Source organism: Aliivibrio fischeri (genome assembly GCA_038993745.2).
Lineage (GTDB): Bacteria > Pseudomonadota > Gammaproteobacteria > Enterobacterales > Vibrionaceae > Aliivibrio > Aliivibrio fischeri_B.
In genome coordinates this window covers 1,372,339-1,395,333 of sequence record CP160630.1, presented here as the reverse complement: position 1 = coordinate 1,395,333, position 22,995 = coordinate 1,372,339, and the positions used below count along the sequence as shown (strand labels likewise).

General features: G+C 39.2%; 20 protein-coding genes, 3 pseudogenes and 1 riboswitch. Of the genes and pseudogenes, 11 read left to right on the top strand and 12 right to left on the bottom strand.

The window, feature by feature from the left end; translation table 11 throughout:
* Nucleotides 1-67 precede the first annotated feature (67 nt).
* Nucleotides 68-975, bottom strand: a pseudogene (gene punR / locus AAFX60_020735) (DNA-binding transcriptional activator PunR).
* 130 nt (nt 976-1,105) lie between these two features.
* Here punR and punC point away from each other — a divergent pair.
* On the top strand, nt 1,106-2,299 hold the full coding sequence (gene punC, locus AAFX60_020730; GenBank protein ID XDF79544.1) for a purine nucleoside transporter PunC: 1,194 nt from the start codon (nt 1,106-1,108) through the stop codon (nt 2,297-2,299).
* 77 nt (nt 2,300-2,376) lie between these two features.
* Here the strand turns inward: punC and AAFX60_020725 are convergent, their stop codons facing one another.
* From AAFX60_020725 to arfB, 3 genes and pseudogenes are all read right to left on the bottom strand, one after another.
* Nucleotides 2,377-4,017, bottom strand: coding sequence for a FapA family protein (locus AAFX60_020725; protein XDF79543.1), 1,641 nt, complete (start codon nt 4,015-4,017; stop codon nt 2,377-2,379).
* Nucleotides 4,018-4,126: 109 nt separating this feature from the next.
* The gene (locus AAFX60_020720; GenBank protein ID XDF79542.1) at nt 4,127-6,043 is read right to left on the bottom strand and encodes an ATP-dependent DNA helicase RecQ; all 1,917 of its coding nucleotides are present in this window, start codon (nt 6,041-6,043) and stop codon (nt 4,127-4,129) included.
* Nucleotides 6,043-6,455: pseudogene (gene arfB / locus AAFX60_020715) on the bottom strand (alternative ribosome rescue aminoacyl-tRNA hydrolase ArfB). The gene AAFX60_020720 and the pseudogene arfB overlap by 1 nt, the downstream one beginning before the upstream one ends.
* An 86-nt stretch (nt 6,456-6,541) precedes the next feature.
* On the opposite strand from arfB, the gene AAFX60_020710 reads away from it, so the two are divergent.
* The 6 genes from AAFX60_020710 to AAFX60_020685 all read left to right on the top strand — a co-directional run bounded on the left by AAFX60_020710 (nt 6,542) and on the right by AAFX60_020685 (nt 14,468).
* A complete protein-coding gene (locus AAFX60_020710; protein XDF79541.1) occupies nt 6,542-6,898 on the top strand; it encodes a YibL family ribosome-associated protein in 357 nt (118 codons plus the stop codon).
* 112 nt (nt 6,899-7,010) lie between these two features.
* Nucleotides 7,011-7,970 carry a 23S rRNA (adenine(1618)-N(6))-methyltransferase RlmF gene (gene rlmF, locus AAFX60_020705; GenBank protein ID XDF79540.1) on the top strand — a complete coding sequence of 320 codons (960 nt, stop codon included), beginning with the start codon at nt 7,011-7,013 and terminating at the stop codon, nt 7,968-7,970.
* A gap of 177 nt (nt 7,971-8,147) precedes the next feature.
* A complete protein-coding gene (locus AAFX60_020700) occupies nt 8,148-9,266 on the top strand; it encodes an efflux RND transporter periplasmic adaptor subunit (protein XDF79539.1) in 1,119 nt (372 codons plus the stop codon).
* 1 nt (nt 9,267) lies between these two features.
* The gene (locus AAFX60_020695) at nt 9,268-12,420 is read left to right on the top strand and encodes an efflux RND transporter permease subunit (protein ID XDF79538.1); all 3,153 of its coding nucleotides are present in this window, start codon (nt 9,268-9,270) and stop codon (nt 12,418-12,420) included.
* A gap of 191 nt (nt 12,421-12,611) precedes the next feature.
* Nucleotides 12,612-13,574 carry a LysR family transcriptional regulator gene (locus AAFX60_020690; GenBank protein ID XDF79537.1) on the top strand — a complete coding sequence of 321 codons (963 nt, stop codon included), beginning with the start codon at nt 12,612-12,614 and terminating at the stop codon, nt 13,572-13,574.
* 96 nt (nt 13,575-13,670) lie between these two features.
* The gene (locus AAFX60_020685; protein ID XDF79536.1) at nt 13,671-14,468 is read left to right on the top strand and encodes a Cof-type HAD-IIB family hydrolase; all 798 of its coding nucleotides are present in this window, start codon (nt 13,671-13,673) and stop codon (nt 14,466-14,468) included.
* Between the two features lie 73 nt (nt 14,469-14,541).
* Here AAFX60_020685 and AAFX60_020680 read toward each other — a convergent pair whose 3' ends face one another.
* Entirely contained in the window at nt 14,542-14,913 is a 372-nt protein-coding gene (locus tag AAFX60_020680; GenBank protein XDF80173.1) for a hypothetical protein, read from the bottom strand.
* Complete coding sequence (locus AAFX60_020675; protein XDF79535.1) at nt 14,841-15,524, bottom strand: hypothetical protein; 684 nt, start codon at nt 15,522-15,524, stop codon at nt 14,841-14,843. The genes AAFX60_020680 and AAFX60_020675 overlap by 73 nt, the downstream gene beginning before the upstream one ends.
* Nucleotides 15,525-15,972: 448 nt before the next feature.
* Between AAFX60_020675 and AAFX60_020670 the strand changes: the two genes are divergently transcribed.
* Complete coding sequence (locus AAFX60_020670; protein ID XDF79534.1) at nt 15,973-16,452, top strand: GNAT family N-acetyltransferase; 480 nt, start codon at nt 15,973-15,975, stop codon at nt 16,450-16,452.
* A 207-nt stretch (nt 16,453-16,659) separates the two neighbouring features.
* A complete protein-coding gene (locus AAFX60_020665) occupies nt 16,660-16,998 on the top strand; it encodes a cytosolic protein (protein ID XDF79533.1) in 339 nt (112 codons plus the stop codon).
* Between the two features lie 97 nt (nt 16,999-17,095).
* Here AAFX60_020665 and AAFX60_020660 read toward each other — a convergent pair whose 3' ends face one another.
* Nucleotides 17,096-17,533, bottom strand: a complete 438-nt coding sequence (locus AAFX60_020660) for a PACE efflux transporter (protein ID XDF80172.1) — start codon at nt 17,531-17,533, stop codon at nt 17,096-17,098.
* 142 nt (nt 17,534-17,675) lie between these two features.
* Between AAFX60_020660 and AAFX60_020655 the strand changes: the two genes are divergently transcribed.
* Nucleotides 17,676-18,566: a LysR family transcriptional regulator gene (locus AAFX60_020655; GenBank protein ID XDF79532.1), complete on the top strand. Its 891-nt coding sequence runs from the start codon at nt 17,676-17,678 to the stop codon at nt 18,564-18,566.
* Nucleotides 18,567-18,616: 50 nt separating this feature from the next.
* Here AAFX60_020655 and AAFX60_020650 read toward each other — a convergent pair whose 3' ends face one another.
* The 5 genes from AAFX60_020650 to AAFX60_020630 all read right to left on the bottom strand — a co-directional run bounded on the left by AAFX60_020650 (nt 18,617) and on the right by AAFX60_020630 (nt 22,193).
* On the bottom strand, nt 18,617-19,003 hold the full coding sequence (locus tag AAFX60_020650; GenBank protein ID XDF79531.1) for an ectoine synthase: 387 nt from the start codon (nt 19,001-19,003) through the stop codon (nt 18,617-18,619).
* A gap of 14 nt (nt 19,004-19,017) precedes the next feature.
* Nucleotides 19,018-20,283, bottom strand: a complete 1,266-nt coding sequence (gene ectB, locus AAFX60_020645) for a diaminobutyrate--2-oxoglutarate transaminase (GenBank protein ID XDF79530.1) — start codon at nt 20,281-20,283, stop codon at nt 19,018-19,020.
* A 20-nt stretch (nt 20,284-20,303) separates the two neighbouring features.
* Nucleotides 20,304-20,849, bottom strand: a complete 546-nt coding sequence (gene ectA, locus AAFX60_020640) for a diaminobutyrate acetyltransferase (GenBank protein XDF79529.1) — start codon at nt 20,847-20,849, stop codon at nt 20,304-20,306.
* Between the two features lie 274 nt (nt 20,850-21,123).
* A complete protein-coding gene (locus AAFX60_020635; GenBank protein ID XDF79528.1) occupies nt 21,124-21,549 on the bottom strand; it encodes a MarR family transcriptional regulator in 426 nt (141 codons plus the stop codon).
* Nucleotides 21,550-21,554: 5 nt separating this feature from the next.
* The gene (locus AAFX60_020630; GenBank protein ID XDF79527.1) at nt 21,555-22,193 is read right to left on the bottom strand and encodes a cytochrome b/b6 domain-containing protein; all 639 of its coding nucleotides are present in this window, start codon (nt 22,191-22,193) and stop codon (nt 21,555-21,557) included.
* Nucleotides 22,194-22,327: 134 nt separating this feature from the next.
* Here AAFX60_020630 and AAFX60_020625 point away from each other — a divergent pair.
* A pseudogene (locus tag AAFX60_020625) lies at nt 22,328-22,758 on the top strand (cytochrome c).
* Between the two features lie 154 nt (nt 22,759-22,912).
* Nucleotides 22,913-22,978, top strand: a riboswitch (Fluoride riboswitch).
* Nucleotides 22,979-22,995: the final 17 nt, after the last annotated feature.

Below are 22,995 nucleotides of genomic sequence, written 5' to 3'. Positions count from 1 at the left end.
TGTCGTTATTCACTAGTATTAAAGTTGAAAAAAGCGATGATCTTATGATCATCGCTTTTTTCATGACTTAAAACTCTTTTAACCACTCACTATTAAGTTTGTCACTATCGCCTAAATAGTCTAGTAACCACTGAATCGCAATAGACTGATTATTATTGTTCCAAGCCAAACAGCATGGACTTGGAGCAATATGGTGTTCAATTTTCTTACTGATCACCTGGCCAGTTTCTAATAATCGTTTAGCTCTGTGATTAGGAATAACCCAACTCCTAAGCCGTCAATAAAGCACTGTTCGGCGCTATGCCAATTGGGAACGATTAATCGACGTTGATTATCTAATAGCCATGTTGAACGCTTAGGTAAGATTTGAGAGGTATCCTCAAGGCAAATCGCTGGGTATTTAACTAATTCTTCATTAGGGATGTCATGTTCAAAACTTGCTAGAGGATGGTTGATGCTGACGATAAAATCCCATGCTAACTCTCCCATAGGGCGATAAGAAAAGTCACCACCAATAGGAATGGTTGCTGTTGCACCAATACCAATATCCGCTCTACCTGTCATTAATGCATCCCATACACCGTTAAACACTTCCATAGTTAACTGAAGTTCGATATCAGGAAAGGTGGCGTAAAAGTCACGAACAAGTTGATTTACACTGTTCTCTCGAACCACATTATCTAATGCAACAGAAACACTTTGTTGCCAGCCATTAGCAACTCGCTGAGTATTAAAGCGTATCTCTTCCATATCTTTTAATAACTTTCTGGCTTGGTCTACAAAATAAGTACCGGCAGCGGTGAGCTCTACTCGTCGATGAAGCCGAGTAAATAAAACCACGGTTAATCTATCTTCTACAGATTTAATCGTATAGCTAATCGCACTCGGCACTTTGTGTAATTCATCCGCTGCTTGGCTAAAGCTACCTAACCGTGCAACGGACTCGATTGTGATTAATTCATGATATGAAAACATAAAATACCTGATGGTTATTTATTCGCATCAAATAATTTGATGCAAAGTGCAAATTATATCGTTTCACAAGAGTAGCAACTAGCACATAGAATGCAACGAATTTAAAAAATGTTCAGCTTTGGAGAAGAACATGGACAATAAAAAACAATCGATTCCTTATATTTGGCTTGCTGGCCTAAGTATGCTGGGTTTCTTAGCAACTGATATGTATCTACCTGCATTCGATATCATCCGTGGTGATCTAGGTACTACTGAAAACATGATTGGTTTAACCCTAAGTATTTTCTTGTTAGGTATGGCAATTGGTCAACTTTTTTACGGTAGACTAACTCAAAAATTAGGTACAAAAAAATCATTAATCGTTGGTTTAAGCATTTTTGCAATCAGTAGTTTGGCTGCTTCATTTTCAACCAGTGTAGAAATGTTACTAGTCGCTCGCTTTTTCCAAGCGTTAGGTGCGTGTAGTGCAAACGTTATTTGGCAAGCAATGGTGATTCAGCGTTATGATGCAAAAACATCACAACGTGTTTTTGCTACTATCATGCCTCTTGTTGCTCTTTCTCCTGCCTTAGCTCCATTATTGGGTGCAGCAATTGAAAAGTTCTACGGTTGGTCAATGATTTTCGTAACACTAACTGTGATTGGTGTTGGTCTAGCACTACGTACTTTTGTAGACAAAGAACCAAAACAAGAAAAAATGACTTCTGAGAAAAGCATTACATTCCGTGATGTTATTAAGTCAAAAAAATTCACAGGTAACATGCTAATTTATGCAGCAAGTTCAGCGATCTTCTTTGCATGGTTAACGGGTTCACCGTTTGTAATGACGCAAATGGGCTACTCAGGTGCTGATATCGGTTTAAGTTATGTTCCACAAACTATTGCATTTATCGTTGGTGGTTACGGTTGCCGTTGGGCACTAGAGCGTTTTGATGCTCAACAAGTTCTTCCATGGATTTTAAAACTGTCGATTGCAAGCGTGGCTACTGTATTCTTAGTGTCGTGGAGAATGGATGTATCTTCTATTATCCCAATGCTAATTCCGTTTTGCTTCTTAGCAGCAGCAAATGGTGCAATTTACCCAATCGTAGTAAATAACGCATTGGTTGATTTTAAAGAGGGCAGTGCCGTAGCTTCTGGTCTACTAAACTTCTTACAAATGCTTTTCTGTGTAGCAGCAAGTGCAATGGTTTCAAGCATTAGTTACCTAGGTGCAATCTCTATGGGTAGCATCATGTTATTGCAACTTGTGTTCTTATTTATTGGTGCTGTAATGGTATTTAAAGTAAATAAAGAAGAAAGAGCGGCATTAGCAACTCAATAACCAGTTAATATATTGGTGAATAAAAATAGCATTGAGCGTTATTGCCAATGCTATTTTTTTATCTGAAGGAAAGAGGATTATTTCTTTTTTATCATGATAGGTTCGACATCGATTTCATAGCCAGAATAAGAGATCTTACTTGGGCTATATTCTCTCTTTGTAACTAAGTGGTGTGTATTAAACTGAACATCCACTCGCGGGAAAATCTTGTTGGTGACAAAAACGGTGTTGTCTTTTAAACCATTATTAAACGTGATTTGTTCTCGCTGAAGTTTTGAACCTAAAACTTGTAAATCTTGCTCTGATTTTTCTTTTGAACGTAAGATCTTTTCAGCCAATTCACTTGGCTGTTGTTCCATTTGAATATTTGAGATTTTAATCAGTTGGGTTTTAACTTCATTTATCTGCTTTTGAAGTAAATGGAGGCCTTCTTTTTGAGTTTCAAAATCATGGAAAGCTTGAACTTTGGTATATGCGCCACCTTCTATACCAAGGTTAGCGGTTTTAATTGCACCATTTGCGATTAAGTTACCACCGCTGATGGTCCCGTTTCTTTCTGCTTTATCGATAACAAAAATAGAGCCTAAAGATTCAATCAAACAGTGATTAGCATGGAGCGTAATATGAACGTCCTTATGAGCCATTAAATGGGCATTTTGAGCCAATTTTGATGTAATAGTACCTTCTGAGCTTACGATGCAAGTCAAAGGCTCTCCATCCTGTACTGGGCGACCAATAATACCGTGCATGACAGTGATATCGTGTTTTGCTGTGACTTCCGCATTTTCGATAAAACCACCAACAGTAATGCTCCCTGTCGCGGTAACTTTCATTCCTGATTCAATATCCTGTTGAATGAAAATACTGCCCTCAAAAGAGACATGACCAGATGTAGCGTTAACGGTTTTTAATGTCAGTAAGTTATCAATACCAACGCCAGATTTATTGATTAATGGGGTACCATCAATATCAGCGATAAGTAAGTTTGGATCGGTAGGAGAAATAGATGAGCCAGGATAAACTTGGAAAGGGGTATCCGTTCCCGGTGTTGCTGTAATAATTTTTCCTGTAATGGTTTTGCCACTAGTACCTTGTGTTGCTGGAATTCGCCTCATTAGTGGCGTATTTTGTTTCACGCTAATGACATTACCTAAATCACGCATATCCACATGGCCATCATCAGTTTCTTGTGGCTGGAGTACACGTTCATGAATATTGGGTACTAAGGCTTCAAACTGTGTATCTTGTCCTTCGACCGCTTCACGACCAACAGCGATAACATCTGAGTAGGTTTCTCCCGGAGCAAGATCTTTTCCTTTGAGCAAGAGAACTTTTAAAGCCTCCTTTTTCACGCCTTTAGTGATGCCATTTTCTGTTAATGCTTGAATGATTTCAGGACCACGAACAGGATGACCGCCATAAGCTCCAGTCACTGTCATTGATGCTTTCATTTCATCATCTTGCATATGAACGACGAGTTGAGCATCCAAGCACTGAGCAATCATGACATTATTAAATGAGGTAATATCGCCATTGTTAATTGCAGCAATGATTTCATTAATACTACTTTGATATTGATAATAATGGCCGACTCCCATTGCACTCAATGCATTATCTATGTCTGAGCAAGCAATAGGAGAGGTGAGTGATGCATCTTCTGGGATCACAAAATGTACAGCAGATTTTTTTTCTGAAAACGCTAAAAACTTTTCAATCATCCTTTTTCCCAAGTAATGAATTTTCATTAGTATAGGATGATATTATCATTTATAGCGTATGGGGTTCACATGGTGTTGATGAAATGTAAACACGCTCACACTTTATAAATTATCCGTTCAATTTTCCGACTAATTCAAGTACTTCAAAAAAAGGCTGAGATTCAAACTTCCCAAATCCTTGCATTTTATTTGCTCTAATTTTGCTGGTTAATGGGGTTGGAATACCACATAAAAAACGTGCAAAAACGGCATTTGCTAATGGCTCTTTGCTGCTGTTTTGAAGTTCTTGACACCATGCTTTTACATTTTCATCATCAGCAATAAAGTGAGACGAACTGCGAGGCAAAACGGCAGCTTCAGATCGACAAGCAGAGCAGTGACCACATTTTTCTGGCGCATTAAAATCAGCAAAGTAATGAGCAAGGGCATGGCTTAAACAGCTTTTGGTTTCAAAAAAATCCAACATGGCATGAATTCGATTTATTTCACTCTGTTCTTTATTTTTGAATAGTTGATGCTGCTCTTGAGAGAGAACATGCGTACTTTCAACTTTGTTTAAAACCTGATAAACCTCAGTCATTTGCTTACTTTCAAGCTCTATCCAACCTTGTTCATTAAAATAATCTAATGCAGCGATCACACGTTTTCGTTCACCTCGGAATCCCATCCATAAGGCATCAAAATCGACTGTGTGCCAAGTTTTTGCTTTTGGTGAACACTGAAAAATAGTTGATACGAATTGCTGACGTTCCGTTTGAAACTTAGCAATAATATCGTTTACTGGAATAAGAGTTTTAAACCGATAATCGGCATAGTAGCTGTATTTAGCTTGAATGATTTTTTTCAACTCTAAATAAACGAGTAGCGTTTTTAAGGGTAACTGACGAACATTGCTGTCTTTAGATAAACGTAGTAGTTGTGTTTCCCACGTTTCATTTGCTTGGTAAATATCATCTAGCACATATTGGATTGCTTCTCTGTCTGGTGTATCGCCATACACAAAGTTCTCTAATACATTTAAGCCAGAGGTGTTGGCTAACACAGTACAAAAAGAAGGTAAACCATCACGTCCTGCACGGCCAATTTCTTGTGAATAGTTTTCAATAGATTTAGGTAAATCAAAATGAATGACTTGTCGAATATCCGATTTATCGACTCCCATACCAAATGCTATGGTAGCTACGATACAATTTATTTCACCGTGCATAAATTGATGTTGAATCGTTTCACGGACGTCATTTTTTAAACCTGCGTGGTAAGCCTTAGCTTGAATACCGTTACTTTGCAGCCATTGAGCGACGTTTTCAGCGGTTTGCTGTAACGTGACATATACAATACTTGGTTGGTCTGGTCGTTGTTTTAATGTTGCAAACAGCGCTGAGCGTTTTTGCTCTTCTTCAACCGGAATGATTGAGATATCTAGATTCGAACGGTAGAAACCTGTGATCACAATATCATCTTGAGCAATATTGAATTTTTTACTCATATCTTCAATAACCGCAGGTGTTGCTGTAGCGGTTAGAAGTAATACCTGAGGAATATTCAGAGCTTCGCGATCCTGTGGTAGTTTTAGGTAATCGGGTCTGAAATTGTGACCCCATTCCGAAATACAGTGCGCTTCATCCACCACTAATAATGAAATATTAATTTGAGCAATAAACTGACGAAAGCGTTCATTCTTTAAACGTTCAACAGAGATCATTAATATTTTAATTTCACCGTTTCTTACGCCTTGTAAAATGGCTTGAGTTTCTTCTCTTGTTTGGGTGGAATCGATTGATGCAGCAGCAATACCTTTACTTTTTAAAAAAGCGATTTGATCCTTCATTAAAGCCAAAAGTGGAGAAATAACTAAGGTAAGATTTGGTAAAATAAGCGCAGGCAGTTGGTAACAAAGAGACTTACCTGATCCAGTTGGAAAAATAGCAGCAGATGAGTGACCGTTTAGCACTTTCTCAATTACTTGCTGTTGACCGCCTCTTAGAGAATCAAAGCCAAATGTTTCTTTTAATGTTTGTTGATACATTAGTAATCTACCTTCTTTCTCATGCTCTTGGTTTGACCGCGCTGCGATTTTTATCCATACGCTTATGTTGTGAGCTACGTGTGGGTTTTGTCTCTTTACGTGCTTTTTGAGTTTCAGTAGCAGATTGAATGAGTTGCTTTAAACGATCAAGGGCATCTTCTCGATTTTTCTCCTGCGTCCGAAATTGTTGCGCCTTAATGATGATAATACCTTCTTTGGTGATACGGTGATCACGCATTTTCAGTAAACGCTCTTTATAGAAAGCAGGAAGTGTCGAACGGCTAATATCAAAGCGAAGATGAATGGCACTAGAGACTTTATTTACATTCTGACCACCAGCACCTTGTGCTCGAATTGCAGTAAGTTCAATTTCCCAATCGGCTAATTGGACTTGGTTTGAGATGGTTAGCATGTAATAAACCTATGATCGTTGTTCTAATAGAGGGTATACTACCAGTTAGCGTCAATGCGCACCATTTTCAATACAAAGGTAATTTCATGAGTGTAAAAGAAGAACTGCAAAAAATTCATAACCGTTTAGATCGTTGTAAGCACCGTTTAGCGGCTGCGCAAAAGCGTGATGATCAACCAGTCGTTAAGCAATTCTTGCATGAAATTCAAACGCTTGAAAAGAAACTAACAAAGCTTAAAGGTAAGCAACAGTTTGAAACAGGTAATAAAGGTACTGAAGTACGTAACCTAGCTTTCAATCGTGCAATCACTAAAGCTGAACAAGCTGATATGGGTAAACTTAAAAAATCAGTTCGTGGTTTAGTTGTTGTTCACCCAATGACAGCACTAGGTAAAGAGCTTGGCCTTAAAGAAATGACAGGTTATGCACCACAAGCATTCTAATTATAGAGTGTACTCAGTTTAGAAGGCATCGGGTGTCAGTTCACTCGATGCCTTTTTCTTTTTTTCGCTATTTCTGATCACAGATTGTGATTGGTATTACTCGTAAGTTGATATGACAAATACTAAATCAAACGTTACTAAGAAATCATTGCACCCACGTAATAAACACACGGGAAACTATGATTTTCCCGCTCTGATTAAGGCGTGTGCAGAATTAAAACCGTTTGTTGAGACCAATCAATACGGTAATGAATCGATTAATTTTTCAGACCCTCAAGCGGTTAAAGCGTTAAATAAAGCGTTATTAGCGCATTTCTACAATGTACCGTTTTGGGATATTCCGCAGGGCTACCTGTGTCCACCGATTCCGGGGCGTGCGGATTACATTCACAATATTGCTGATTTACTTGCTATTACTAATGAAGGGACAATCCCAACAGGTAAGAAAGTAAAAGGTTTAGATGTGGGTGTGGGGGCAAACTGTGTTTATCCAATTATTGGTAATCGTGAATATCAGTGGAGTTTTGTTGGCTCAGACATTGATCCTCAATCGATTAAAATGGCCTCGTTCATTGCCAATAATAACCCAAGTTTAAAAGGCATTGAGTGTCGCCTGCAAAAGAATGAAGAGAACATTTTTAAAGGTATTATCAAGCCAACTGAGTTTTTTGACTTTACTATGTGTAATCCTCCTTTCCATGCATCAGAAGCAGAAGCGACAGCAGGAACTGAGCGTAAGCAAAAAAATCTAGCGGCAAATAAAGCGAAAAAAGGCCACGCTTTCCAAGAGATGCAGAATGCAAAAGCATTGAACTTTGGTGGTCAAAAAGCGGAATTGTGGTGTGAAGGTGGTGAATTGGCCTTTATCCTTAAAATGGCTCAGCAAAGTCGTGAGTTTTCATTACAAGTACAATGGTTTACTACATTGATTTCTAAGAAAGAAAATGTAGCGGAGCTGTATAAAGAATTAGAAAAGATCGGCGTTAAAACGATTAAAACCATTGAAATGGCTCAAGGGCAAAAAATCAGTCGTTTTGTGGCTTGGACTTACCAGGCTAATGTAAATTTGTAAGCTTTTAGATTTGATTGTTATTTGTTGATAATAAAGGGTTTATTAATTATTTTATTATCAATAAATATCAACGTAAATTACAGACACATTCAGTAACATACTCGTTTTATTTAGATTAATAATTTTAACCATTTAACTGTCAGAATATAGATAATTCAACAGTTAAATGGTTATATTATGAAATCCAAAACGCTTCTTGCTTCAATCATTAGTGCAGCTTTACTCGTTGGCTGTAGTGATGAATCAACTGCTCAACGAGCTCCGCAAGCCCCACTTGTTGGAACTTACACCGTTGAACCTATTTCGTACCAACAAGGAAAAACCTACATTGGTCGAATCGAAGCCATGGAAGATGCTTCAATCTCAGCTCAAGTTTCAGGATATATTCAGTCTCGCCAGTTTAAAGAAGGCCAAATGGTTGAGAAGGGTGATGTGCTTTTTCAAATTGATCCTTCTTCTTTCGAAGCCCAAGTTGCCAACGCAAAAGCCGGAATAACTCAGGCTAATGCCGCGCTTAAAAAAGCTCAGTTAGATTTTAATCGTGGCAAAAATCTATTACCTAAAGGCAATATTAGCCAAGCTGAATTTGATGGTCTAACCGCGCAATTATTGAGTGCGGAAGCGCAAGTCGAGGCCGCTCAAGCGCAATTGAAGTTGGCACAAGTTAACCTATCTTACACTACCATTACAGCGCCATTCACAGGTCGAATTAGTGACAGTAAAGCCAGTATTGGTGATTTAGTATCTCCAGCATCTGGTGTGTTAACCACTTTAGTTAGCTTAGACCCAATTCATACTCGTTTTACCATCAGTGAGCGTGAGCGTTTGATGATGGGAATTGATGCGATTGAAGGAGATGGAAAAGGGGCATCAAGCCAAGTGGAAGTGGTATTGAACCTTGAAAATGGTAAAGAGTATAAACATCTTGGCAAAGTCGATTTCATTGGTAACCGTATCGACAAAACAACCGGCACATTAACACTGCGTGCTTTGGTTGATAACCCTGAACATACGCTACTTCCTGGTCAACATATCAATGTAAATCTTAGAGAGAAGCAGCCAACAGAAGTCTTAGTGGCTCCAAGACGTGCAGTACAAAGTGATTTAGAAGGCGATTTTGTCATGGTATTAACCGAAGGTAATATTGCAGAGCGTCGTAATGTCACTCTAGGCAAGCAATTACCTGAAGGCGTGATCATCAGTTCGGGAATTAACGCCAATGAACAAGTGTTAGTAAAAGGATTACAACGTGTAAGAAACGGAGTCCAGGTTCGTTTAGAGAACACGGAGTCTTAATATGCTAAGTCGATTTTTTATACAGCGTCCTAAATTTGCTCTGGTTATTTCTATTATCCTCACTCTTGCCGGAGCCATTGCATTAGCAGTATTACCTGTTGCTGAATACCCAAAAATCAGTCCGCCATCGGTTAGTGTAAGTGCTTACTACACGGGGGCAAGTGCTGAGGTAGTTGAACAGGCGATTGCTGATCCCATAGAAACCTCCGTCAATGGCGTAGAGAACATGATTTACATGTCTTCAAAAAGTGCCAACGACGGTTCATATTCATTAAATGTCACCTTTGATGTGGGCACCGATCCTGACATGGCACAGGTTAACGTTCAGAACCGTGTTGCGCAGATTGAATCTAAATTGCCACAAGAAGTGCGTATGGTGGGGGTGACTGTTAAGAAGCGTTCTCCAGACCTTTTAATGGTATTGAACTTCTACTCGCCTGATGGGAAATATGACGATCAATTCTTAATTAACTACGTAAATCTGAATATCAAAGATCAGTTGGCTCGTGTTACTGGCATCAGTGAAGTTGGTGTGCTTGGTGGTGGTGAATACGCCATGCGTGTTTGGCTTGATCCAGATAAAATGACCAACTTAGGTTTAACCACATCCGATGTTCATGCCGCGTTAGCTGAACAAAACGTACAAGTTGCAGCGGGTAAAATTGGTGCTGCACCTTATGCGAGTGCGCAAGATGTGCAGTTTAACCTCGTAACGAAAGGACGTTTAGAGTCGGTTGAAGAGTTTGAAAATGTCGTTCTTCGAGCAAATAACGATGGATCTTCTGTTTATTTAAAAGACATTGCCCGTGTTGAGTTAGGCAAGAAATTCTACGACGGTAATGGTCAATTTAGAGGAAAAGACGCTTCTATCGTAACGCTTTCTTTGCAATCTGATGCGAACGCATTGGAGAGTGGAAAGGCGGTAATGGAGATGCTTGAAAAGCTCAGTGCGACTTTCCCTGAAGGTCTGGCGTATGAAACCAGTTATGACACTACGCTGTTTGTTGCAGAATCCATTAAAGGGGTAGTAAAAACCTTAATTGAAGCGATTCTATTGGTTATTGCTGTAACGTATCTGTTCCTAGGTAGTGCTCGTGCGACGTTAATTCCAGTTGTAGCTATTCCAGTATCCTTAATTGGTACCTTTGCTGTCATGCTTATGACAGGGTTTACCATTAATACCGTGACGTTATTTGGTCTTATTCTTGCCATTGGTATTGTGGTGGATGATGCCATTTTGGTTATTGAAAACGTCGATACTATTATGAAGCGTGACCCTTCATTAAGCCCAAGAAAAGCCACTCTAATTGCGATGAAAGAAGTAACAGGCCCAATCATTACTTCTACTCTGGTACTGCTTGCGGTATTTATTCCTGTTGCTATGCTTCCGGGTATCACAGGCATCATGTATCGTCAGTTCGCATTAACCATCTGTATTGCGGTAATTATTTCATCCATTAATGCACTGACACTGTCGCCAGCATTGTGTTCTCTGGTTCTAAAACAGGGAGGGGATAATACGGCTCGTTGGTTTAAAGCCTTTAACCGTGGTTTAGATAAAGTAACGGATAAATACGGTGAGATTGCTGGTTTCTTTGTACGAAAAACCATGATCCTGATGACATTCTTTGTGATTGCTTTAGGTGCAGTAACCTTCTTTGCAAAGACCACATCAACGGCGTTTGTACCACAAGAAGATAAGGGTATTTTACTGGTTAACGTTCAATTACCTGATTCAGCGTCACTTTCTCGTACTGAAGAAGTATCTGCCAAAGTGCTTGAAATCATAGAGCAAGAGCAAGGTGTTGATGGGGTTACCGTCGCCAATGGTTATGCGTTTTTAACAGGCGCGGCAGCATCAAATGGTGCGTCACTGTTTGTGAAATTAAAGCCTTGGGGTGAGCGTAATGACATGGATGGAGATAACTCTTCATTTGCAATTACCAACCGCATTAACGGGCGTGCAGCGATGGAGTTACCAGAAGCCGTTATTTTTGCAATGGGTGCGCCAGCGGTTCCGGGAATGGGGGCTGCGTCTGGTTTTGAATTTGTTCTTGAAGATACCTTAGGTCGTAGTCGTACTGATTTGGCTAATGTTATGAATCAAGTGATTCAAACCGCCAATCAACAGCCTGAAATTCAATATACATTCAGTACGTTCCGTGCCAATGTTCCACACTACTATGTGGATATTGACCGTGAAAAAGCAAAGCAATTAGGTGTGTCATTAGGCTCTATTTTCCAAACACTGCAAGGTAACTTAGGTTCAATGTACGTGAATGACTTTACTATGTTTGGTAAGAACTTCCGAGTTACGATGCAAGCAGATGGGCAGTATCGTAGCAGCATGGATGATTTGGATAAATTCCACGTTCGTGCAAGCTCGGGGCAAATGGTGCCATTAAGTACATTAGTCACTTATGACACGGTATTTGAACCTGATGTAGCGTGGCGTTACAACATGTATCGTTCAGCGGTGATCCAAGGACAGCCAGCGGCTGGGTATTCAAGTGGTGATGCCATTGCAGCGATGGAACGTGTTGCAGCTGAAGTGCTTCCACATGGTTACCAATATGAATGGACAGGTATGGCGTATCAAGAAGTGAAAGCGGGTAACCAAGCGATTTATGCGTTTGCGCTAGCGCTGATCTTTATCTATCTATTCATGGTGGCACAATACGAGAGTTGGAGTATTCCTCTTGCTATTATTCTTGTGGTGCCAGTGGCAACCTTTGGATCTTTCCTTGCGCTTAATTTAACGGGGATGCCGTTGAATTTATACGCACAAATCGGTCTGGTTCTCTTAATCGCATTGGCCGCCAAAAATGCCATTTTGATTGTTGAATTTGCGAAAAATGAGCGTGAAGAGAAAGAAGTGGGCTTAGATGATGCGTCAGTAAACGGTGGTCGATTACGATTCCGTGCGGTAAACATGACATCGTGGTCGTTTATCTTGGGTATTTTACCGCTTGTGTTTGCATCGGGTGCAGGCTACATCAGCCAAAACTCATTGGGTGTGTCGTTGATTGGTGGTCTACTGTGTGTGTTATTAGTGGGTACGCTACTTATCCCTGGCTTCTATGCAATGGTACAACGTCGTCGTGAAAAGTTGCACGGCGGAAGCACCAAACTTATTCCTTTAGATGATGAGTAATTTTGCAAGAAGTTAACGCATTAAGCGATTAAATATAAATTCAAAGGGGCCTTCGTGGCTCCTTTTTATACGTACCATAACCGAATAGTCTGAATAATTTTCGTATTCGCACTAAAATTAAGGTTTAATATCACAATGTATTTGGATTGGTTTCACTTTAAATCAAATCGACGGGTGTTTTAGGTAAAGGTATGTCTCTGGTTAATCAACTTTCTCTATTTATCGATGTGGTGCAACAAGGCTCATTCACTAAAGCAGCTGCATTGCATGATATGGATAATTCTGCGCTTTCAAAACAGATCAAAAAATTAGAAGCAGAGCTAGGTGTTCAGTTACTTAACCGCTCGACTCGTACTTTCTCATTAACACCAGCAGGCGAAGAGATCTTAGAGCAAGCCCATCAGTTAGTTGGCTCATTAGATAACGTGAAATCCATTGCAGATTCATATCAAGCAGTACCAAAAGGGCGAATTAGAATTACAGCTCCATTGCATATTGGGCAAGGGTATTTACAACCTGTTATTAGTCAGTTTATGACCACTTATCCAGATGTTGAGGTGGTTCTGATGATGGATGATAAACGCTCCGATATCATTTCAGAGCACTTTGATGTCGCTTTTCGATTAGGTCGATTAGATGATTCAAGTTTGATAGCGAAAAAAGTGGCAGATATTCGAGGGGTGATCCTCGCTTCACATTCATTTATTGAACGCTTTGGAGAGCCAAGTACACCAGAAGAATTGGTAAATTTACCCTCTGTTATTTACAGCAATGGCACATTAACGGTAGATACCGTTCGATTAGGTGAAAGCCCAGATTCATCTCAATTTAAAAGCTATAAAATGAAAGGTAACTATAAGGTAAATGATGTTCGAACCTTATTGTCAGCTGTTCAAGATGGTTTAGGTTATGCAGTGGTTGCCTCATCAAACCTTGAGCGTTCTATCGAAAGCATGGGATTAACAACGTTACTTACGGATTACCCATTATGTAATCAAGGCTTAGCGGTATACGCACTTTATCCGCATCGAAAACAGACCGCATTGGTTAGAGAGTTCATTAGTGCCGTGCAAAAGCACATTGGTCATCCTCCGTTGTGGGAGCAACACATTCCAAATTTTGCCTCTTTATATCCAGTGAAAAAGGGGCTGTAGCCTCTCATTTTACGGTGGAGTTGTTCGGTGTAACGTCCTGAACAGTATATACTTCTGGGTGTTTATTGAATTTAAATTATCTCTGAGTACCAATTAATGCAAAAACATAACGTAAAATTTATTGCTGCTGATATGGACGGCACACTGCTTAATGAACATAGCCAATTAGATCCAAGTTTTTTCGATCTTTATCAGCAATTAGAAGATAAAAATATCATTTTTGCCGCTGCCTCTGGGCGTCAATACTACAGCTTGTTAGAAACGTTTGAGCCAGTAAAAGATCGCATGATGTTTATTGCTGAAAATGGCACGCTAGTGATGTATAAAGGTGAAGAACTTTATAGCTGCTCAATGGATACACCATCGGTAATCAATATCATCAAAACTGCTCGTGCGATTGAAGGTACGCACATTGTGCTTTGTGGAAAGCGTTCTGCATACATTGAAACACAAGATCCAAAAGCACTGGCTGAATTTTCAAAATATTACCAGCGTTGTGAATATGTCGAAGACTTACTTGCGGTAGATGACGAGTTTATTAAAGTAGCGATTTGTCATTTTGATGGAACTGAAGAGTTCGTTTTCCCATCTTTTGATGCCAACTTTGGTGAGAGTCATCAAGTGGTGGTGAGTGCTAAGATCTGGCTTGATGTAATGAATGCGGTTGCTTCTAAAGGAGCGGCAATCAAACATCTACAAAACACACTGGACTTTAGTTTTGAAGAAACAATGAGCTTTGGTGATTACTTAAATGATTTAGAAATGCTGCAAGAGAGTTATTACTCTTATGCGATGGAAAATGCACATCAAAAAGTAAAAGAGACAGCACGTTTTATGGCTCCAAGTAATAAAGATGCTGGGGTATTTACTGTGATTAAAGAGCAAGTGTTGTAAGTTTTTTCTTATTTACGATGTGATATAAAAGCCCTAACAACACGTTAGGGCTTTTGGTTTTATCATCGAATTATTATGCTGGTGTTAATTCGCCATCATTTTGTTGATGAGAAATAGAGTCATTATAAAACTTATTTTTTACAATTTTTGTACCAGCCGTGCCATTTAGCGCATCTAAAGCTAAGTGCAAATCTGCAATGATACCGATAGAGATATCGACATTTTCAACGTAGTTGATCATCGAATCAATTTTTGGCTGCATGGAGCCTTTATCAAAAGAGTAGCCTTTTAATTCTTCGGTAGTCGCAATGTCTAGTTTGATTTGGTTTGGCTTGCCGTAATGGAAAAATACCCCATCACCATCGGTCAAAATTAAGAAGTAGTCAGCTGAAATCTGCTGAGAAAGCAGTGATGCCGTTGAGTCTTTATCAATAACACAATCGATATTTGAAGTGATGCCGTGGTTGTCAGTACAAACGGAATACCGCCTCCGCCGCAACATATAACAATATTATCGTGCTGCAAAGCCAATGAAATTAATTCACTCTCACGGATATTTTTAGGAGCAGGGGAAGCAACAACACGTCTAAAGTAGTCACCATCTTGGCGAATAGACCAGCCAAACTCTTCAGCAAGATCGTACGCTTCTTTTTCAGAATACACTTGGCCAATGAACTTGGTAGGATCATTAAAAGCGGGGTCGGCTTTATCAACATCGACATGGGTAAGAATTGTCGTTACGTTACAATCGACACGGTTACGTAATTCTTGTGCAAGCATGGTTGCTATCATCCCTTGAGATTCGGCAACTAAACAACTAAGAGGATAAGAAGGAACAGCATCAAAGGCATCATTTTGTTGGCTTAATAAACCAACTTGTGGGCCATTTCCATGAACAATAGCAATACGGTACTCTTTGCTTAATTTCGCAATAGACTCTGCCGCTACCTTTACGTTTTCAAGTTGATTTTCATAAGAAAGAACCTGACCACGACGCAATAGTGCATTGCCACCTAGGGCAATAACAATTGTTGGTTTCATTGTTGTACGACTCATTTTAAATTTTCTCAATGCCACATTAGTGCTGTTATCGCTAAATAGAGATTTATTTTTATCTCTATTTGGCCAGCGTCCATTTATCACAAATCTATTGTGTTCAGCATTCCCTTACTTAGTCAGAAAAGGTTCTACGAATACACAGACTGGACATTGAGCGGGATTCTATACTGGAAATATCAGCAACGCACCGTATTTATCTCGTAAATGAGAAATATATGTAACCAGTTGTTTCTTAGGTTGATAAGTTGTATGTGGTGGCTTGCTGGTATATTGAACTGCAGTGAGTGAATATGTAGATAAATGTTCTTTTCTTTGTTGTTTTACCGTAAGTGAATTTTTGCTGATATTGGGCTTTTAATAGTGAAGAGTAAAAGTAGGCTGCTATCTTTATGATATTATTTCCACGATTCTAATTTTGGTTTTTGGATTACAAAGAGAAAGTACTATGAAGATAGTTAAAGTAGACAGTAGCAATCAGCATGTTTATATGAACTTAGCTCAAGCTTATGAAGCTGAGTTTTCAAAAATTATGCAGAAAAAGCCAGATGATAATGGTGTATTCCCTTTAGATACCGAGCTTGGCGGAAAAGTAAGTGGCTACTTACTTTATGTTGATGGTGTACCAGCGGGGCACACAGCAATTGCAAATGAAACGAATAATCATTTTGAAGTGTGTGATTTTTATGTTGTGCCATTCTTTAGAAAGAACCAAGTAGGTAAATCTTTTATCTCAACGCTATTTAAGCAATTAGGTGGTTCGTGGGAGATGAAGCAAGTTGAAGGTGCTGATCACGCGGTTAAATTCTGGCGCGATGTAGTAGGTACTTACACCACTGAGAATAATATTAAACAAGGCTACCAAGAAGACACATTAGATGACCCGCAATGGGGCATAGTGACAAGACAGCGTTTTAGTCACAAGTAAGTATGCCAAATGCAATTAAATGCTATAAGTTGAATATTAACTTATGGCGTTAATCTTGTGTTTGTTGTTCAAAATTAATGTTTAGTGGTTTTACGAATTTTGCTTTGTCTTGATTGCGATTTTGAGTGTCCCACTGTTAATTAAATATCTACTACGTTCTCTCCTAATAATGATAATATCTTCGCACCAGAATAACCGAGAAATCCTATGTTTATCCATCATGTTAACGACATCGACTGGCTGGTGATTACAGCTTTTGAAGAACTGAAAACTATGTTTATCGAAGAAGCCGGTGCGATTCCATCTTGCTTCTCTATCGCCAGCGAATTGAGTCTGATTGATCAAGCCAAGCGCACTTATGGGTATTTGCCTGCACTCAGTGGTGTAATTACCGATACAGGTACATTTCAAAGTCAGGATAACGAAGAAGATTTGCTTCCACAGCTTGCTTGCCTAGTTGAGGGGCGTGGTCGAGTATTTATCTATCACGGTGGCTTTGTGGCTTTTGTGGATGACGAGCAAACCTTTATTACCCGAATGGACTGAAAATAATTCAGTTCAGATGCCGAGCAACTAAAAAATAAACAACCTGCCAATCAGCGGGTTGTTTACTATCTAGCTCTCTATAATCACATCTAATCTATCACGCTGTGACTGACTCATCTCTCGCCATTCTTTTTACTAATAGCGCTCTTACGTTGTCGTATATAAGGTTAAACGCAAAGGCGTAAATGGTGATAAAGATAGTTACGCCGATATCCATCATAAAGGCTTCCCAAATCCCAACGCTTAATAAGTAAGCCATTACTGGCACAGTGACAAACAGCAAGCCTAACTCAAATAAGATAACGTGGAAAATACGTAATGACAGTGTGCGTTGTGTTTTTTCACCAGTGAAGAATTGATCAAAAATCCAGTTATAAATGAAATTCCAAATCATGGCGATAGTAGCAACGACTATCATGGTTCCTGATAGTGCCGTAACATCATGATCAGTAAAAATAGCTAGTCCAATAATAGATAAGCTAACAGCTAATACTTCAAATAAAACGGCATGAAAAATGCGCTCATTGGTTTTCATCTTCATTGGTGTATTCTCAAAAAATGGGGCTGTTCTAAAATAAAGAAGCGCGATTATAAAGAGTGAATAAAAGAGATAAAGTTAACAGCCATCACAAATCGTGATAGCTTAAGCGCAGGTCTACTTACTTGAGCTAAATGTTATGTACAGTTTTGAGCAATTAAAAATCTTTGTCACCGTGTGTGAGTGCGGTTCATTCTCTGCCGCAGCTCGTCAGTTAAAGCGTGCTCAATCAGGTGTGAGTCAGGCCATTGCTAATTTAGAGATCGCCATTAACCAAGAACTGTTTAATCGTGAGAAAAATACGCCAGTACTGACAGAGAAGGGTAAGGCTTTATTGCCGATTGCTCAGTCTATTTTGCACCAACAGAAATACTTTGATCAAAAGGTTGAGTCGTTAGAAAGAGAGCATGAATATGAGTTGGTTATTGCGATTGATGAAAGCTTAATTAATGATGATTTATTGCAAATTTTAGCGATATTGGCAGATAAGTTTCCCGTTACCGATGTTGAAATTATTACGACTTCAACCTTTGATGTTGAAGATCTGGTTAGAAAGGGAAAAGCACAAGTAGGCATCGTCTATGCTGATGGTGAGCTTAAAGTTGATATGGATTTTTTCACCTTAGGACAAACCCGTTTTCTTACTGTAGCAGCGCCAGAGCATGAGCTAGCGGCTTTACCAATGGTGAATGATGCGGCATTGAAAGGATATCGACAGTTAGTGCATCGTAGCTCTAAGGGGAAAGAGTTGTGGTTCAGTTACGGGATCAGTTCAAAATTATGGTATGCCAATACCCATCAAGCCTTAATCGAGTTAGCGTGCCGTGGTGTGGGTTGGACTATCGTTCCAGAGCATACGGTGACAAGCTTCATTGAGCAGAAAAAGTTAGTTGCGCTGCCGATTGCTCATGAGTTTCATGGTTGGTTAACGCCTATGGGTTGCTTAGTCTCTCGGCGTCATGCATTTGGCCCCGTATTAGAGGATCTATTGTCATCACTGCAAGAGTTAAGTAAAACAGCTCATTATTAATAATGATGAAAAATAATGAGCATTTCTACCGTTGCTGATTGTTATACAACTTAATCGAGAACAGGATAAACACCGTTTTCATCATGAACTTCGGCACCCGTAATCGGCGGGTTGAAAACGCACGCCATCACCATTTCTTTATCTTTATACGCTCGTAAATAATGCTCGTCGTGTTTATCAAGAATGTATAATGTTCCTGGTTTTATGGGGTAAGTCTCCCCTCCAACCACTTCAATCTCACCCTCACCACTCATGCAATAGACGGACTCTAAATGGTTTTTGTAATGGATGTGTGTTTCAGTATCTTGATAGATGGTCGTGATATGAAAAGAGAAACCCATGTTGTCATTTTTCAACAACATTCTTACGCTTTCCCATGTTTCCGATGCTACACGTCGTTCGCTGTCGCGACATTCATCTAATGTTCTTACTATCATCGTATCTTCCTTGATTAAGATGCTTTTTTAAAATGTTTTGCTGCAATGCTATCAACGGCGTCTTCAAAGATAGCCAATCCTTGGTCTAACTCTGATTCAGTAATGGTTAATGGACAAAAGAATTTAACCACTTCGTCATCAGGACCTGCGGTTTCAATGACCATTCCGTTTTCAAAGCAGGTTTTTGCTATCTCACTTGAGATAATGCCGTCTTTACATTCAATGCCAATCATCATGCCACGGCCTTTCTGTTGAATAAATAACTTAGGGTGACGTTTAATGGTGCGAAGGATTACGTCGCTGACTTTGTTAGACGATTGTTTGATGTGGTTTTCAAAGTTATCGTTCGCCCAATAAATTTCAAGCGCTTTTGCTGCAGTAATAAAGGCATGGTTGTTACCACGGAAAGTACCGTTATGTTCACCAGGTTTCCATTCATCTAATTCAGGTTTTAGTAAGACAACCGCCATTGGTAAGCCGTAGCCACCAATGGATTTTGATAGAGTTACCATGTCTGGTTTAATGCCAGATGACTCAAAACTAAAGAAAGTACCAGTACGTCCACAACCCGCTTGAATATCATCAACAATCATTAGAATGTCGTTGGCTTTACAGATCTTACTTAGACGTTGTAGCCATTCATTTGAAGCGACGTTTAAACCGCCTTCACCTTGTACGGTTTCTAAAAGTACCGCAGCTGGTTTATCTAAACCGCTTGAATTGTCAGATAACATGGTCTCAAACAAGTTAAGTCCATCGATATCAGCATAACCTTCAAAAGGAATGCGTGTAATATTGTTTAAGCTAAAACCGGCACCTTGGCGATGGTGTTGATTCCCCGTTGCCGCCAGTGCTCCGGCTGTACAACCATGAAAGCCATTAGTGAACGCGACAATATTGGTTCGGTTAGTGACTTTTCGTGCCAGTTTTAAAGCGGCCTCAACAGCATTGGTACCCGTAGGTCCCGTGAACTGTACCTTGTATTCTAAGTTTCTTGGTTCGAGAATATAACGGCTCAGGGCATTTAAAAATGTGGCTTTTGCACTAGAGTGCATGTCTAAGCCATGAGTGATACCGTCGTTTTCGATGTATTCAAGTAAAGCTTGCTTTAAGACTGGGTTGTTGTGACCGTAATTAAGTGATCCGGCTCCGGCAAGGAAGTCTAGGTAACGCTCTCCATTTTCAGTTTCTAGCCAGCTGCCTTTTGCTTTTTGAAAAACAACTGGGAAATTGTTTGAGTATGAGCGCACTTGTGATTCTTGCTTCTTGAAAATATTCATGATGAGTCCGTTTATGATTCCTATTTTTGTGAAGATTTTAGAGGGATACGATACAAATACTCTGTATCGTGCTTGCCTTTAAAGTGTGATTCTTTATCTAGAAACGTAGTGACTTGCCCTTGATTTCCATATTGGGCATCAATTTTTTTAAATAGTGACCAAGAGGCGTTATTTGGCTTGGTTATTGTGGTTTCTATAAATTCGATATGTAGAAGGTTTTTTCGCTCTAAAAGCGTGGTTAGCATAGAAAACGCTAAACCTTTACCTCGGTAACGTGGGGAGACGGCGACTTGCCATATGAACAGCGTATTCGGTTCATCAGGTTTTTGATACCCAGAGATAAAGCCAGCGAGATCGCCATCTTTCTCTGCCAAAACGCAGGTTTTACTGAAATGAGTAGCTTGAAGAAAGTTGCAGTATGAAGAATTTATATCAAGAGGAGGACACTCGGTGATCAATGCGTAAACATCGTCACCGTCTGTCCTCGAAGGTTCTCGAAAAATCCATTTTTTTGTTGTGTCAGAATCTATATCTGGACACAAGATTCTGGGCGCAGCGATAGCCATATGTAAATACATATCCTTTGTACTCTAATTAAATTGCTTTTTATTATGGGCATTTTTAGCAGTTGAAAAGCAAATTAATGACGCAAAAAAGACGATTAGGCCCAATTAAATGCGATCTAAGTCACATTAAGTTCGATTGCTAAAATAATAAATAGAGAAAAATAGATTAGTTCTCTTAGTATCTGTGAGGGCTTTGATTTGGATATGAAGGTGGCGTAGATACAAAAATAGCCCATGATGATTTGGGCTATTTATTAGTTTAAAAGAGTAATATTTATACAGCCGCGACCATTTTTTGCAGTAGTCGAATCATCTCTTTTTGCTCATTTAGATCAAGAGAGCTAAGTATTTCTTTATTTACTTTAATAGGGATTGGCAAAAGGGTTTCTTTTAATGCTCGACCTTCATCAGTTAAGTAAATTCGAAAGGAACGACGACTATTGGGATCAGCTTGTCGTTCAACAAGACCAAGTTTTTCTAACTTATCTAATGTTCGGGTGGTTGTGGAGTTTTCCACTTTTGACTTTTCAGCAATATCACGCTGAGTTACTCCTTCCTCTTCCCATAGGCACATCATGGTTGGCCACAGCGCAACAGTTAAGCCGTGCTGTTTTAATTCTGTTTCGAAACGTTTTGATGCTTGATTAGCAATGACATTTATCATCCAACCAAAGCTACTTTGACGATCAAATTCTTCCATTGTGTTCAAACTCCTGCGCTTACAACTATTGCAATGGTAACTAATCCTGTTGCAATTAGCACTAATAATGCACGCTTATTTGATACAAACACTAGATTTGATGACATTTGATGTTCTGTAAGTTTCTTTTGTACGCCAGTGATCATTGCCCAAACAAGCGGCTTTGAGCGTAATTTATAAAAGAGAATGGCGACTAAATGCAATACGACTAATACAGGTAATAAGCGTGCACATACTCCATGTAGAGTAACAAAAACATCAAAGACATTGTCATTTAGCACAATATCGGCATAAAGGATGTGATCGAATAATCCTGCTAATGCAATTCCAGTAATGCATTGAATGAATAAGGTGGAAATCAACCCAATAACCATCCAAGATCCCGCTGGATTATGACCTGCTTTTGATGGTTCTTTTCCTAATAAATAAGAAATTGTACGTTTTGGAGAAGAAATAAATTGTTTAAAACGGCTCGTGTCACTTCCGATAAAGCCCCACACAATACGCCATAAAATAAGAGTAAAAAGAGCCAAACCTAAATAGATATGTGGTCCTTCACCATTAAAACCACTTGCGGCTAATCCGATAAAAAGCAGTGCTTGAAGCCAATGATATATGCGTGTTGGTAAATCCCAAATCTTCATTTTCGTGTTCCTAATTAATGGATGTTTTAACTAACTTAGAAATAATTTACATCACAATAGTTGTGTGCGCAACTATTGTGATGTAAATTAAGTGCAACTCGAAGCGAGACAGACATCAATTAAGAGAGAACGTAATGAAAAAATTAGTAATTAGTTTATGTGTTTTATTACCAAATATCGCATTTGCTCAAGCGAGTGTTGACCTAATTAACGCAAGACAACAGGCTTTTGTACATATAGAAAATCAATCAGAGCAAGTAGAAGAGATGATGGATGAAAATGTACTAAATTGGAGCGAAATTGAATCGATCAGTCAGCAATTGATTCAACATAGTCAATTATTAAATACGGCTTTTACTGAAGGGAGCCAAGAAGGCAGTAAAGCAAAAAAGCGGTGTGGGATAAACCGGAAAAGTTTAATCAACTGATGAAAGAGATGGATAGTGGTTTTGCTTTGCTATATCAAGCAAGCCAACAACAAGATAAAGAGGCGGCAGAAGCTGGTTTAGAGCAGGCGCAGGATACCTGTAATGGATGCCATCGTAGTTATCGCTCACGATTTTAAGTTTTAAGTAATATTACATTACGTTGTATTACTTACCTTAACTAGTGATAAATACTCAATCTTTATGGTTTATCTAATATAAAAGTTGGCTTTAATATATAAAATAAGTCTAATAACCCTGTTGCGACTGCGTGTTCTTTGGAGCTAGTATTGAATACGTAAAGGTGATGGGGTTCCACCTACTTAACCGCCAATGTTGGCTGATGACTCCTACAGAATAGAGAACAGGTGTATCTG

Bases quoted from the DNA above. Each gene is read 5' to 3' on its own strand.
- punC (XDF79544.1), top strand. From the start codon at position 1,106: ATGGACAATAAAAAACAATCGATTCCTTATATTTGGCTTGCTGGCCTA.
- AAFX60_020725 (XDF79543.1), bottom strand. From the start codon at position 4,017: ATGATTGAAAAGTTTTTAGCGTTTTCAGAAAAAAAATCTGCTGTACAT.
- AAFX60_020720 (XDF79542.1), bottom strand. From the start codon at position 6,043: ATGTATCAACAAACATTAAAAGAAACATTTGGCTTTGATTCTCTAAGA.
- AAFX60_020710 (XDF79541.1), top strand. From the start codon at position 6,542: ATGAGTGTAAAAGAAGAACTGCAAAAAATTCATAACCGTTTAGATCGT.
- rlmF (XDF79540.1), top strand. From the start codon at position 7,011: ATGACAAATACTAAATCAAACGTTACTAAGAAATCATTGCACCCACGT.
- AAFX60_020700 (XDF79539.1), top strand. From the start codon at position 8,148: ATGAAATCCAAAACGCTTCTTGCTTCAATCATTAGTGCAGCTTTACTC.
- AAFX60_020695 (XDF79538.1), top strand. From the start codon at position 9,268: ATGCTAAGTCGATTTTTTATACAGCGTCCTAAATTTGCTCTGGTTATT.
- AAFX60_020690 (XDF79537.1), top strand. From the start codon at position 12,612: ATGTCTCTGGTTAATCAACTTTCTCTATTTATCGATGTGGTGCAACAA.
- AAFX60_020685 (XDF79536.1), top strand. From the start codon at position 13,671: ATGCAAAAACATAACGTAAAATTTATTGCTGCTGATATGGACGGCACA.
- AAFX60_020675 (XDF79535.1), bottom strand. From the start codon at position 15,524: ATGAGTCGTACAACAATGAAACCAACAATTGTTATTGCCCTAGGTGGC.
- AAFX60_020670 (XDF79534.1), top strand. From the start codon at position 15,973: ATGAAGATAGTTAAAGTAGACAGTAGCAATCAGCATGTTTATATGAAC.
- AAFX60_020665 (XDF79533.1), top strand. From the start codon at position 16,660: ATGTTTATCCATCATGTTAACGACATCGACTGGCTGGTGATTACAGCT.
- AAFX60_020660 (XDF80172.1), bottom strand. From the start codon at position 17,533: ATGAAAACCAATGAGCGCATTTTTCATGCCGTTTTATTTGAAGTATTA.
- AAFX60_020655 (XDF79532.1), top strand. From the start codon at position 17,676: ATGTACAGTTTTGAGCAATTAAAAATCTTTGTCACCGTGTGTGAGTGC.
- AAFX60_020650 (XDF79531.1), bottom strand. From the start codon at position 19,003: ATGATAGTAAGAACATTAGATGAATGTCGCGACAGCGAACGACGTGTA.
- ectB (XDF79530.1), bottom strand. From the start codon at position 20,283: ATGAATATTTTCAAGAAGCAAGAATCACAAGTGCGCTCATACTCAAAC.
- ectA (XDF79529.1), bottom strand. From the start codon at position 20,849: ATGGCTATCGCTGCGCCCAGAATCTTGTGTCCAGATATAGATTCTGAC.
- AAFX60_020635 (XDF79528.1), bottom strand. From the start codon at position 21,549: ATGGAAGAATTTGATCGTCAAAGTAGCTTTGGTTGGATGATAAATGTC.
- AAFX60_020630 (XDF79527.1), bottom strand. From the start codon at position 22,193: ATGAAGATTTGGGATTTACCAACACGCATATATCATTGGCTTCAAGCA.